General features: G+C 41.1%; 13 protein-coding genes. All 13 read left to right on the forward strand.

The genetic code is table 11. The features are described from left to right. Nucleotides 1-210 precede the first annotated feature (210 nt). The 13 genes from V7654_RS05045 to sstT all read left to right on the forward strand — a co-directional run bounded on the left by V7654_RS05045 (nt 211) and on the right by sstT (nt 12,511). Complete coding sequence (locus V7654_RS05045) at nt 211-1,158, forward strand: hypothetical protein (RefSeq protein ID WP_335428991.1); 948 nt, start codon at nt 211-213, stop codon at nt 1,156-1,158. A gap of 464 nt (nt 1,159-1,622) precedes the next feature. Beyond that, nucleotides 1,623-2,585 (forward strand): tRNA dihydrouridine synthase, encoded by a 963-nt coding sequence (locus V7654_RS05050; RefSeq protein WP_335428993.1) that lies wholly within the window; start codon nt 1,623-1,625, stop codon nt 2,583-2,585. Then, nucleotides 2,579-2,821 (forward strand): hypothetical protein, encoded by a 243-nt coding sequence (locus V7654_RS05055; RefSeq protein WP_335428995.1) that lies wholly within the window; start codon nt 2,579-2,581, stop codon nt 2,819-2,821. Before V7654_RS05050 ends, V7654_RS05055 begins: the two co-directional genes overlap by 7 nt. A 19-nt stretch (nt 2,822-2,840) precedes the next feature. Then, nucleotides 2,841-3,032, forward strand: a complete 192-nt coding sequence (locus V7654_RS05060; protein ID WP_335428997.1) for a hypothetical protein — start codon at nt 2,841-2,843, stop codon at nt 3,030-3,032. A 195-nt stretch (nt 3,033-3,227) separates the two neighbouring features. Continuing rightward, nucleotides 3,228-3,800, forward strand: coding sequence for a bifunctional transcriptional activator/DNA repair enzyme AdaA (locus V7654_RS05065; protein ID WP_335429000.1), 573 nt, complete (start codon nt 3,228-3,230; stop codon nt 3,798-3,800). Continuing rightward, nucleotides 3,787-4,704 carry a DNA-3-methyladenine glycosylase family protein gene (locus V7654_RS05070; protein WP_335429003.1) on the forward strand — a complete coding sequence of 306 codons (918 nt, stop codon included), beginning with the start codon at nt 3,787-3,789 and terminating at the stop codon, nt 4,702-4,704. The genes V7654_RS05065 and V7654_RS05070 overlap by 14 nt, the downstream gene beginning before the upstream one ends. Then, nucleotides 4,688-5,173, forward strand: coding sequence for a methylated-DNA--[protein]-cysteine S-methyltransferase (locus V7654_RS05075; protein WP_335429004.1), 486 nt, complete (start codon nt 4,688-4,690; stop codon nt 5,171-5,173). Before V7654_RS05070 ends, V7654_RS05075 begins: the two co-directional genes overlap by 17 nt. Nucleotides 5,174-5,403: 230 nt before the next feature. Further along, nucleotides 5,404-6,603: a sensor histidine kinase gene (locus V7654_RS05080; RefSeq protein ID WP_335429005.1), complete on the forward strand. Its 1,200-nt coding sequence runs from the start codon at nt 5,404-5,406 to the stop codon at nt 6,601-6,603. Then, a complete protein-coding gene (locus tag V7654_RS05085) occupies nt 6,604-7,260 on the forward strand; it encodes a response regulator transcription factor (protein ID WP_335429006.1) in 657 nt (218 codons plus the stop codon). Nucleotides 7,261-7,426: 166 nt separating this feature from the next. Continuing rightward, nucleotides 7,427-8,362 carry an ABC transporter ATP-binding protein gene (locus V7654_RS05090; protein WP_335429008.1) on the forward strand — a complete coding sequence of 312 codons (936 nt, stop codon included), beginning with the start codon at nt 7,427-7,429 and terminating at the stop codon, nt 8,360-8,362. An 11-nt stretch (nt 8,363-8,373) separates the two neighbouring features. After that, nucleotides 8,374-9,588, forward strand: coding sequence for an ABC transporter permease (locus V7654_RS05095; protein WP_335429010.1), 1,215 nt, complete (start codon nt 8,374-8,376; stop codon nt 9,586-9,588). A gap of 13 nt (nt 9,589-9,601) precedes the next feature. Further along, entirely contained in the window at nt 9,602-10,759 is a 1,158-nt protein-coding gene (locus V7654_RS05100) for an ABC transporter permease (RefSeq protein WP_335429012.1), read from the forward strand. 516 nt (nt 10,760-11,275) lie between these two features. Continuing rightward, nucleotides 11,276-12,511: a serine/threonine transporter SstT gene (gene sstT / locus V7654_RS05105; RefSeq protein WP_335429013.1), complete on the forward strand. Its 1,236-nt coding sequence runs from the start codon at nt 11,276-11,278 to the stop codon at nt 12,509-12,511. The last annotated feature ends 139 nt before the right edge of the window (nt 12,512-12,650 follow it).

The following is a 12,650-nucleotide window of genomic DNA, read 5'->3' on the forward strand; positions in this document are numbered from 1 at the left end:
AGCGAAGCGCCTGGAACGAAAATCAACAGCCCTGTTTAACAGAGCTTTTTCGTTTAATATAATCAAGCTCTGTTTCTGAAAAAATCATTTATTTACCCAAATAAAAGAAGAACACTTGTTCTGAAATTGATATAATGAAAGTATAAAAACCAAATAGGATGTGATAAAATAATGGTAGTTAATTGGATATTGGAAAAGCCTCGGAATTATGTGGCGGTTGATTATGATGGCCTTTGGAAAAAATTGATATACGAGTTGTTTGAAGAGTTTGTCCTATATTTTTTGCCTGATTTGTTTGAGATCATTGATTTTACGAAGGAGCCTGAATTTCTGCAGCAGGAGCTTTTTAAGGAGATTATTGAAGAGAAGAAAGGGAAACGAATTGCGGACCAAATTGTTAAGGTGTCTTTGAAAAATGGCAGTGAACAATGGATCTTGATTCATATCGAAGTTCAAGGCGATATTGGCGATGATTTTTCAGAAAGAATGTTCCGCTATTATTATAAGATTTACGACAAGTACAACCGTGATGTTGTGGCGATTGCGTTGTTGACGGGTGCTTCCGAACGCCCTTGGACTGGGAAGTACCAACGAGGAATCTTTGGGACAAAAGTGACTTATAAGTATAATTGGTACAAGTTTAACGATCGAAATGAGGCTGAATTAGAAAATTCGAGTAATCCATTTGCCATTGCCGTACTTGCAGCGAAATATGCAAATGCTGCCAAAAATGATGATGAGAAACGCTATCGATTTAAATATAAGCTCATGCGATTAGTATTACAAAAAATGAATCAACCTCTAGACGAAAGACGCATCTACCTCTCAGCGCTTACTTACTTCATTGATTATTTACTCCAACTACCAATAGAATTAACAGAAAAACTAAGAAATGAAATCATGATCTCGAAGGAGGCAATTGACTTGATGTACTTAGACCGAAAGAACCTACCCCCAACATTTGGAGAATTGAGAAAATTGGAAAGGGAAGAAGGTAAAATAGAGGGAAAGATAGAAGGGAAACTTGAAGGATTATTGATCGAACGAAAAAGAATTGTCTCTAAGTTAACCCGCGAAAATTTTACAGTTGAACAAATAGCTGATTTAACGGAATTATCTATTGAAGAGGTAAAAAAGTTACAACAACAGCTAAGCTGAAAAAAATTGAGGTTTGTCCATGGGGCATACCTCTTTTCTCTGAGGGTCTCCGCGCTTACTTGCTTCATTGACTATTTACTACCACGAAGCATGGGGACGTATCTAATGATTCCGTTTATTAATGAGGATCTATCACCAGATTTCAATACTTTTCGCTGAATACATGTATTAAAAAGAAGCAAAGGGTACGTCCCTTTGCTTCTTGAAAGAACCGTCCCAATGTCTCCAATCAATACCATCTGCTTTTTTGTTAATAAAAATACCATTCGGCACCGATTTTCGTTTAAAATAAACATTGTCGATTTTCACAATAGTTTTTCACAGATTATAAATATCCAAATGTACTTGTATTTGATAATAAGTTATTAAGCATGATATAAGTGTAAAAGAATTGGAACATTTGGCTTTATTTTTTTTACCGAGAGTTTGAAGTTGTATCCATAGTGAGAGGATTTGAGTTTGAAATGATAGATAATTTTTGGCGTGATTTACCACGACCATTTTTTGTACTTGCACCAATGGAAGATGTGACAGATGTTGTTTTTCGTCACGTTGTAAGTGAAGCGGGCAGACCGGATGTATTTTTCACAGAGTTTACAAACTCGGATAGCTATTGTCATCCAGAGGGCATGAAAAGTGTGCGTGGCCGTTTGATTTTTACAGAAGATGAACAGCCAATGGTCGCACATATTTGGGGGGATAATCCCGAATATTTCCGTCAAATGAGTATTGGCATGGCAGAGCTAGGATTCAAAGGCATCGATATTAATATGGGCTGCCCTGTACCGAATGTGGCATCGAGAGGGAAAGGCAGTGGCCTTATTCTGCGTCCGGACGTTGCGGCAGAACTTATTCAAGCAGCAAAAGCGGGCGGACTGCCTGTCAGCGTGAAAACACGTCTTGGTTTTAATGAGGTTCAGGAGTGGGAGGAGTGGCTAACGCATATCTTAAAACAGGATATTGCGAACCTTTCTATTCATTTACGTACAAGAAAGGAAATGAGCCAAGTAGATGCGCATTGGGAGCTAATTCCGGAAATCAAAAAATTACGTGACCGCATCGCACCAAATACGCTGCTAACAATCAATGGAGACATTCCGGACCGTCAAACTGGGCTTCAGCTTGCTGAACAATATGGTATTGATGGTGTTATGATCGGGCGAGGTATTTTTAAAAATCCTTTTGCTTTTGAAAAAGAGCCAAAAGAGCATAGCAGCAAAGAATACCTTGATCTTTTAAGACTGCAGCTTGATCTTCAAGATCAATATGCGGAAGTACTGCCACGTTCAATCACAGGGCTTCATCGCTTTTTCAAAATTTATGTCAAAGGATTCCCTGGAGCTGCTGAATTAAGAAATCAATTGATGAACACGAAATCAACAGATGAAGTGCGTGCATTGCTTGATAACTTTGAAAAAGAATGTTGATTGGAGAAGCATGGGGACGTACCTCATGCTTCCGTTTATTAAGAGGACATCTTTCACCGGATTTCAATACTGTTGAGCTGAATACAAGTCATCAAAAGAAGCAAAGGGTACGTCCCTTTGCTTCTATTTTTGTTGTCTTAAAGTCTTACCATAAGAGCAAGAATGAGGACGAATTGGTGGTCGATTACTTGTTAAAATGGGTTCAAGGGATTAAAAGAGTTATCCAGGCACTGTGACCTTTTAGAAAATATCAGAATGGAGTTGGAAATAATAGTTTTAAAAATTTTCATATTAACGCCAGAACGGATACTTACTTACAAAGCCAAAGTCCTCTTTTGGAAACGAGCTAAAGCATATGTTGAGAGTGGTGCAATCGGGATTTTTGTTCCCGGTTTAATAGAGGATGATGAGATTAAAGAAATCACAATGAATGTTAGTGCTAACTAAATGTATTATCTTTACCTGGATTAACAAATTGTAATAAGCTTAAAGAAATTGGTGTGAGACGTTTTAGTTTGGAAATGCACTATCAGATAAAGTGATTGCTTATTTAGAAAAGAGTTCTGCTGAATTGTTAGCGGCTATGGATACTTCCCATTTGTATGAGAACTAGCTCTATTGAGAAAGGATAGGTGGAGTTGCATGGTCACCATTATCAATCTTTCATTTGAAGAAATGTGGGAGAAGATCATCGCTTGTGATCGTAAATATGATGGGTTATTTTTTACTGCAGTAAAAACCACTAAAATATACTGCCGTCCTTCCTGCAGATCAAGGAAGCCCAAAAAGATTAATGTGGAATTTTACTCTGACATGAATGAAGTTGAAAAAGCTGGTTATCGTCCTTGCAAAAGATGTCAGCCAGAAGTTGAGCAATCCCCACATAATGTGATTGTCAGAAATATTATTAAGTTCCTGGTTAATCATTATAAACAAAATTTGATATTAAAAGATATAGCAGATCAAGTCAGTTTAAGTCCCTTTTATGTGGAACGCATATTTAAACAAGAAACCTCCGAAACTCCGCGTTCTTATTTAGAAAAAATACGCATAGATAAAGCAGCGCATCTTCTTAAATGCTCAACCCTGACGAACCTTGAGATTTGCTATGAGGTGGGGTTCCAGAGTCCTTCTAATTTTTATAAAGCGTTTCGAAGTTTAAAGAACTGTTCACCCAGTGAATATCGGAAGGAATCCCTAAATGAATTGGATTGATCATGAATCTTATATAGAAATTTATCCCCCTAAAGAATTTAATTTTGAAGAGTGTTTAATTTTTTTGGGCAGATCCAGCCTTGAAGTGCTTTACCAGATTAAAGAGGGGTCTGTATATAAACTAATAAAAGTTAAAGACTCTTTGATTTTATGTAAAATAGGATTCAGCAATGATGCCATAAAGGTTGAATTTTCAATAAGCCCCTTATCTACCCACTCTCGAAAAATAGTGGCAGAGTATATTTGGGAATGGTTTGATTTGGATCAGGATTTAGGGGAATTTTATCAAGTGGCTAGTCAAGATAAAGTTTTAAAGAAGCTTGCCCATAAATATTATGGCTTACGGATTATGTGCATTCCAGATTTATTTGAAGCGCTAGTATGGGCGATAATGGGGCAGCAAATCAATTTAACATTTGCCTACACATTAAAGAAACGCTTCGTTGAACTATTTGGTGAAAGCCTAACTTTCGAAGGAGAAACGTTTTGGCTATTCCCCTCATTTGAAAAAATTGCTTCCATAAATGTGGATGATTTAAGGAAACTTCAATTTACTAACAGGAAAGCTGAATACATCATTGGCATCGCTAAAGCTATGGCAAACGGCGAATTAACAAAAGAATTATTGCTTCAGAAAAAAGATTATCAGCAAATGCAAAAATCATTAATGATGATAAGAGGTATCGGAGCATGGACGGCAGATTATGTGATGATGAAATGCTTGCACTATGCCTCTTCCTTCCCAGTTGCGGATGTCGGTCTTCATAATGCTTTAAAGAATCTATTAGGTCTTGAGAGAAAACCGACTATAGAAGAAATAAAAGAATATGCACGGGATTGGGAAGGCTGGCAGGCGTATGCTACCTTTTATCTTTGGAGGTCCTTATATGACAAAACTACATAAATTAGATTATGAATCACCAATTGGTGTAATAGAAATAATCGGTACCCATCAAGCCATCACGTCTATATTGTTCTCTGAGGAGAGTAAAAAGGTGAATGTATTACATGATGAAACTCCTCCGGTTTTAGGAGAATGCTATGACCAACTTGACGAATATTTTAAAGGCCATCGCCATGAATTTACATTCCTGTACCAATTTGAAGGGACTGACTTTCAAAAAACAGTATGGGAAGCTTTAACAGAGATTCCCTACGCGGAAACGGGGTCCTACAAGGATATTGCCGTTTCCATTGGGAATGAAAAAGCCATCAGAGCTGTAGGGAGTGCAAATGGGAAAAACAAGTTGAGTATTATAATTCCTTGTCACAGAATAATCGGTTCAAATGGGAAATTAACCGGTTATGCAGGAGGTCTGTGGAGAAAGGAATGGCTGCTTCAACATGAGAAATCTTGTACAAAGGAACATTAAAAGCATGGGGACGTACCTCATGCTTCCGTTTATTTAGAGGATCTTCCACCGGATTTCAATACTTTTGCACCTAAAACAAGTCACCAAAAGAAGCAAAGGGTACGTCCCTTTGCTCCCCTGTTAAGAAATGTAAATTATCAGCTTATCAAACTATAAGATTAAGATTATAATGGGGTTATCTTCTCGGGCATGCAAGGCAGGGAGAAAAATCTCATGATAGAGGTGATGGTGTGAAGCTGACCTTTTTGAGCAGTCTCCGGTTGGTCATGTTCATTTTAATCAGTATTATTTATTATACTTCTGTAGATTCACCTACCACAATTCAGCTCATCTTTGTGATTGCAGCAGGAATAGGTTTCTGTTTCAATCATCTATTTTTGGCAAACCCGATTGGGAAAAAATATTATTCTATTCCTTTAGCATTGGACTCCCTATTGATTGTCGGGTTTGTTTATTTTTATCCCGAATCGACTCTTTATTTGATTTTGTTCGGAGTGAATGCGGTTACTCTTTTTTTAATAGCGGAAAGCAAAAGGGCTATTTGGGGATTTTCACTTGCATTTTTCCTGATCTGGGGCGTATGTCTTTACTATATCTATCTTGTTACTGGCACAATATCAATCAGAGAAAACATCATTAACTTTGCTTTTATTCTATTTGAGGCGGTCGTTGGTAGACTGATACATAAATTGCTTCATGCCCAGGATCAAATCGAAACCCAGTACGGCGAGCTTCACGACACCCACCTTGCTTTAAAAGGTGCTCATCAGCAATTGCATCATTACTCCAGGCAGGTGGAAGAACTGACCCTGGTGCGTGAGCGCAACCGGATTTCAGGCGAGATTCATGATACGGTCGGCCACAAAATGACCGCGCTGCTCGTCCAGCTTCAGGTTGCAAAGGAGCTGAGGGATTCTCAGCCGGAAAAAAGCAGGCAGACGATGCTGCTTTGTGAAGAGCTGGCGAGAAATGCTCTCCAGGAAATCCGCTTGTCTGTCAGGACCTTGAAAGATCATGATCAGCCACAATCCTTTGTCACTGTAGTAAGGAAACTGTTGGAGGATTACCAAGTAATGACCGGGCTCACATCCAGTTTCTCTGTAAAAGGCGATGTAGCCCAAGTACCAATTTCCATTCAATTAGATTTGACGCGTGTCATACAGGAAGCGATCACCAATGCAGTCCGCCACGGGCAGGCGAGGGAATGCTCCGTTCAGATGGATGTATCGGAATCAACTGTTCGCATTTTGATTCAAGATAACGGATCAGGGGCAACAAAGGTAAACCCTGGATTTGGATTGAAAAATATGAGGGAAAGAGTCCTTGAACATGGAGGGACGATCGTGTTTGAAAGCACATCTTCAGAAGGCTTTGTTGTGAAAGCGAGTTTTCCGCTGAATGATATGCAATGGCAAGTAGGGGGAGCATAGATGGTCAATATTTTAATAGTCGATGATCAGGAATTGATGAGGGACGGACTGGCGACCATTTTAGCTTTGCGCCCGGAAATCGATGTGGCGGGTGTCGCCTCCAATGGGCAGGAAGCTTTTGAAAAAGCGGGTCAATTGCGTCCGGATATTGTGCTGATGGATATTCGCATGCCTGTTGCAAATGGAGTCGAAGGAACAAGGCTGATCACGTCCGCCTATCCAGATATCAAAGTATTGATGCTGACGACTTTTAATGAGAGTGCGCTGATATTTGAAGCTCTTGAAGAAGGTGCAAGCGGATATTTGTTAAAGGACATGCCGACCGATGCAATTGTGCAGGCGATCATGACTGTTCAATCAGGAGGCATGGTGCTTCCGAAAGAACTGACGGCGGATATTGTCAGGGAAATGAAAAGAAGCCAGGCCGCTGATCAAATCAGCGAGGTTCCGGAAATCATTAAGGAATTGACGGACCGGGAGCTCGAGGTCTTGAACAAGCTTGGATTAGGATTGAATAATAAAGAGATTGCCAAGGAACTGTTCATCTCGGAAGGCACCGTGAAAAACCATGTTTCTAACTTAATCAGCAAACTTGAACTGAGGGACAGAACACAGGCAGCCATCTTTGCTGTCAGGTATAACATAACCAACTTTTAATCCATGACTTTTGGCATAGTCCCCCATGAAATACAGCTATTACAGCTGTATTTTTTTTATGGAAATTTCTATCGCAGGAGGGATTTGGATTGCAGGCATCCACTTTATACTTTAGATATTGCTAATAAAAGAATATTGATTCCATAAAAACGAAGGATGTGGAGAAATGTTAGAGGTTATAGAGCTGAAGAAAAGCTATGGAAAACAAGAGGTCGTCAAAAATGTTTCATTTACGATCAAGAAGGGCGAGTCGTTCGGATTGCTTGGGCCGAACGGAGCGGGGAAATCGACAACAATCTCGATGATCTGCGGCCTTGTGCCGTATGACCAAGGGGAAGTGCTTGTCGCCGATCAATCGGTAAAAAAATCTCCTCTGTTCATCAAAAAGAAAATAGGAGTGGTTCCTCAGGAAATCGCCCTTTATCCAACAATGTCAGCTAAGGATAATCTGCTGTTCTGGGGGAAAATGTACGGTTTGACAGGTGCGCAGGCAAAAAAACGTGTGGGAGAAGTACTCGAAATCGTCGGATTGAAGGACCGGGAAAAAGATCGCATTGAAACCTTTTCCGGTGGAATGAAACGAAGGATCAACATCGGCGCCGCCTTAATGCATGAACCGGAGCTGCTTATTATGGATGAGCCGACCGTTGGAATTGATCCACAGTCGCGAAATCACATCCTGGAAACGGTCAAAGCCTTGAACGAAAGAGGTATGACGATCATCTACACGAGCCATTACATGGAGGAAGTGGAGTTTCTCTGTAACCGCGTCGGGATTATGGACCACGGAGAAGTGATTGCCATCGGGACGAAAGCCGAACTGTGCAGCCGCATAGCGGGAAGCAGCTTTATTCAGATGAAAGTCGAATCCTTTTCTAAGGAAGCGATGAAGGCAATGAAGGAAGCAGCGAATGTGACTCAGATTATATACCAGGAAGAGTCCGGAATCATCGAGATATTTGCACAGAATCCCCAGAAGGTATTAGGTTCCATTATTACAACAGCAGTTAATCTTGGATTGAAAATAGAAGCGGTAGAAATAAAAGAATCGAATCTTGAGACGCTTTTCCTGCAGCTTACAGGACGATCTTTACGAGACTAGGAGGATAAGAGATGAGGATGTTCACAATAGCATGGAAAGATTTAAAAATCCGGCTTAGGGATAGGAAGTCCTTTATCACGCTGTTACTGATGCCGATTGTCTTGACGGCAATCCTCGGTTCAGCCCTGAGCGGAGTATTCGGCGACAGCGGCGCCATTCCGGAAATGACAGCGGGTGCAGTAGTGAATTCCACAGATGAGGTAACCGCCCAGTTTCTCAATAAGGTTCTTCAGGGAAAGGATTTACGTGAAAGCATCACATTGAAGGAATTTAAAACAGAATCCGATTTAAGAGAAGCATTAGAACATCAGCAGATAGATGCCGGTTTGCTTTTCCCTGCCGAATGGGGAAAGAGCTTGCTGAAGGGTGAAAGCAAGCAGGTGACCATTTTAAAGGATCCCGAAAAGGAAATTCAAGCTTCCATTCTTTCCTCCATCACACAATCCTTTATCAACAGGGTCACATCCGTTTCTATTGCTTCCCGAACAGTAGTGGAGGGATTGACTATGGCTGTACCAGTATCCAATCAGAATATCAATATCTCTGAGATCGCAACGGACCTTACTGCCGAACTATCGAATGTCGCTGAATCCACTGTGAATGGCGTGACTATGGAAAAGGATGGAGAGGAACCGATTTCAGGAATGCAATACTACGCAGCAGCGATGGGAGTTATGTTCATTTTATTCAATACCACAATCGGTGCGAAAACGATCATTCAGGAACGAAATACAGAAACATTGGCAAGATTGATGAACAGTCCGATCCGCCATTCCTCTATTATGGCAGGGAAATTCCTGGGCACACTCTCTTTTACCTTCCTGCAATTCATCGTGTTTGTTATCGCCACTCACTATCTTTTTGGAGTGGCTTGGGGCAGCAATGTATGGCAGCTTATCGTAATCGGAATGGCCTATTCCGTATCGGTTTCAGGGTTGGCAATGATCATCGCCGGTTTCATAACCGAAGAAAAAACAGCAGACACCATTGGAGGAATTGGGGTGCAAATTCTTGCACTACTCGGCGGTTCGATGATTCCATTGGCAGCTTTTCCAAGCGTTTTGCAGCAAAGCGCCAGCATCGCTCCAAACAAATGGGCTCTTGATAGCTTGCTGGATATCATGAACGGCACGTCTTGGAATACACTTGTAATGCCCATCACGGTTCTGATGCTAAGCGGACTGGCAGCATTGTTGGTCGGATCCATGAAATTAAAGCATAGATAAGGAGAGAAAAAGGATGAGAAGAATTGGAGCCATCGCAGCCTTTGAAATAAAACGGATCTTTCAAAAGCCGCAGTCCTACCTGCTTCTGTTTGGGATGCCCCTATTATTCACCTTCATATTCGGAGGGCTATTTTCCGGAGATGGAGAGAATAAGCCAGTGGTTTCAGTGGTTGATAAGGACAATACTGGGCTATCTCAGGCATTGATCAATGAAGTGAAAACCACAAGTGCGGTAAATATAAGTATGGAAGATGATAAATCAGCTAGCGAGAAGTTTGACAACCAAGAAATAGCGGGATATATCCTTATGAATGAAGGTTTTGAAGAAGAGCTGTTGAAACAGGAAGTACCGGAAGTTGTGTTTGTTTCCTCGCCTTCCTTTGAAGGGTCTGCCCTGGTTCAACAAATCATCAATGATAGCATCACCAAACTTCGAATCAGCGCAGCGGCCTCTACCTTTTATCAAGACATAACGGGAGAAAACCCTGCCGCCATTCAAGAGAAAATCTCTAAGGAGCTAGCTAGCGCCCCGGCCGCTGTTAAAACCGTCACGGTAACCAAAAACAGTGAACTCGAAAACATGAACAATATAACGGCCCGCTCAGCCGGCTTTACGATCATGTTTGTCATGATTGCCATGCTTTCAGTTACTGGAGTGCTCTTGGAAGCGAGACAAACCGGAGTCTGGTACCGGATGATGTCAACACCAGCCTCAAAGACGGAACTATTAAGCGGGTATCTGCTGGCCTTCTTCCTAATCGGATGGATCCAATTCGGTATATTAATGATCGTCTCCAAATGGGTGTTTCATGTGGAATGGGGCAACACGCTCGCCAACATCGTTCTTGTTTCAAGCCTATTGCTGTGCACCATCGGTCTCGGACTCTTCATCGCAGGATTCGTCAAAACCTCAGAACAGCAATCCGTCTTTGGCAACCTCATCATCATCTCCACTTGCATGATTGGAGGAGTCTACTGGCCGCTGGAAATCATGCCCGGCTTCATGCAGCAGGCAGCCAAATTCGTACCACAATACTGGGGGCTAGAAGGCTTCGCAGAACTAGCAGCAAGAGGAGGAGCACTCTCCGACATCATCGGACCAGTCGGAATACTGCTCACCTTCACGGCTGTGTTTCTTACAGTAGGAATGACGAGGGTTCGATTCGAGTAGGAAGCATGGGGACGTATCTTATGCTTCCGTTCACTAAGAGGATTTTTCATCGGATTTCAATACTTTTCGCTGAAGACAAATCTTCCTAATAAGCAAAGGGCCGCCCCTTTGCTTATTAGGGTGGAAAATAGTCTTATTATAAAAAGAAAGAACCTAATCCAACCGTTGGTTAGGTTTTTTTAAGTATAGTTTTTCATTAATCCATACATTAAACGCATTGCGTCTATTCTTTTCGAAAAAAGGACTCCATTCCTGGGAAGATTTATCTATTAACAGTGGAATGCGGGTTGATGTATTATTAACTGAGTATTTAGATAGTTAAAACTTTTAGTATATTCAAAGTTTTATATTGTAATATATTATTTTTGCATCTATAATACACGAAACGAGGACAGTTGTGTTTTCCTAGAGGACAACGAAGCACTACTCATTATTTCATGTTGATTAGTTGATAAACTTTAGGAGGCCTCTTGCAAAACCAAAGTAAAAAAGAACTTACTAGTGGGGGAGATGTCTATGAAATTACTGAAGAAGTTGAATCAAGTAAGCCTGGTGAAACAAATCATTGTGGGTATGTTAATTGGTATTATCCTTGCGGTAACAATCCCGGAACTTGCAAAACCAGTTGCTATATTAGGGTCTTTATTTGTAAGTGCCCTGAAAGCAATTGCCCCTGTATTAGTACTATTCCTGGTTATGTCGGCCATTGCTCAGCACAAACGTGGCCATAAAACAAATATGAAAACGATTATTTCTCTATATCTTTTAGGTACTTTTGCAGCCGGACTTATTGCGGTTATTGCAAGTTTTATGTTCCCGGTAAGCCTGAAACTTACAGCTGGCGCTGAGGGCATGACGCCTCCTGGCGGTGTAGTTGAGGTTCTCAAAACCTTATTGCTCAACATTGTTGATAACCCGGTTAACGCCATCATAAATGCTAATTATATCGGTATTTTAGCTTGGGCCGTCCTTATTGGCTTCGCTTTAAAGAGTGCAGCTGATACAACAAAAACGGTGATTGGGAATTTGTCTGATGCAATGTCCAAAATTGTTACTTGGGTGATAAAATTCGCTCCACTGGGTATCATGGGCCTTGTGTTTGAATCTATTACGGCAAACGGAATTAGTTCATTGCTTAGCTATGGAAAAATATTGGCCATTTTGATTGGCTGCATGCTTTTTGTTGCCCTTGTTGTCAATCCAATCATCGTGTTCACTATGATCAGGCAAAATCCATATCCACTAGTCTTCAAATGTTTGAGAGAAAGTGGTATTACAGCATTCTTTACACGCAGTTCTGCTTCAAATATCCCTGTAAATATTAAAATATGTGAAGACTTAGGCCTGAATAAGGACGCATATTCTGTTTCCATTCCATTAGGCGCAACGATCAATATGGCTGGAGCTGCTGTGACAATCTCTGTTATGACACTTGCGGCGGTTCATACACTTGGCATTCAAGTGGATTTACCTACTGCCATCATCCTTAGTGTCGTCGCTGCAATTTGTGCAGCCGGTGCTTCAGGGGTTGCTGGTGGTTCCCTATTACTGATTCCACTGGCGTGCAGCTTGTTCGGTATCCCGAATGAGGTCGCAATGCAGGTAGTTGCTGTAGGTTTTATCATCGGTGTTTTACAGGATTCTTTTGAAACAGCCCTTAATTCGTCTGCAGACGTACTTTTCACGGCTGCAGCAGAATTTAAGGATTGGCGTAAAGCAGGAAAAACGATTGAAGTTAAAAAAGCAGCATAATAGCACAGTTTTATGGAGCAGGACCCGAGTGGGTTCCTGCTTTTTTTAAAGGTTTCTTTTTAACTTCCACTTGGTGAATTAACATTTTATTGTATATGCCAGTGTTATTAAAACTAACACCCAAATCGACTTGCTTATG

The sequence above is a fragment of the Bacillus sp. JJ1609 genome (assembly GCF_036967045.1).
In the GTDB taxonomy this organism is placed as follows: domain Bacteria; phylum Bacillota; class Bacilli; order Bacillales; family Cytobacillaceae; genus Mesobacillus.

Coding starts and splice junctions, on each gene's coding strand:
- V7654_RS05100 (WP_335429012.1), top strand. CDS start 9,602: ATGAGAAGAATTGGAGCCATCGCAGCCTTTGAAATAAAACGGATCTTT.
- V7654_RS05090 (WP_335429008.1), top strand. CDS start 7,427: ATGTTAGAGGTTATAGAGCTGAAGAAAAGCTATGGAAAACAAGAGGTC.
- V7654_RS05070 (WP_335429003.1), top strand. CDS start 3,787: ATGAATTGGATTGATCATGAATCTTATATAGAAATTTATCCCCCTAAA.
- V7654_RS05055 (WP_335428995.1), top strand. CDS start 2,579: ATGTTGATTGGAGAAGCATGGGGACGTACCTCATGCTTCCGTTTATTA.
- V7654_RS05075 (WP_335429004.1), top strand. CDS start 4,688: ATGACAAAACTACATAAATTAGATTATGAATCACCAATTGGTGTAATA.
- V7654_RS05095 (WP_335429010.1), top strand. CDS start 8,374: ATGAGGATGTTCACAATAGCATGGAAAGATTTAAAAATCCGGCTTAGG.
- V7654_RS05060 (WP_335428997.1), top strand. CDS start 2,841: ATGGAGTTGGAAATAATAGTTTTAAAAATTTTCATATTAACGCCAGAA.
- V7654_RS05085 (WP_335429006.1), top strand. CDS start 6,604: ATGGTCAATATTTTAATAGTCGATGATCAGGAATTGATGAGGGACGGA.
- sstT (WP_335429013.1), top strand. CDS start 11,276: ATGAAATTACTGAAGAAGTTGAATCAAGTAAGCCTGGTGAAACAAATC.
- V7654_RS05065 (WP_335429000.1), top strand. CDS start 3,228: ATGGTCACCATTATCAATCTTTCATTTGAAGAAATGTGGGAGAAGATC.
- V7654_RS05050 (WP_335428993.1), top strand. CDS start 1,623: ATGATAGATAATTTTTGGCGTGATTTACCACGACCATTTTTTGTACTT.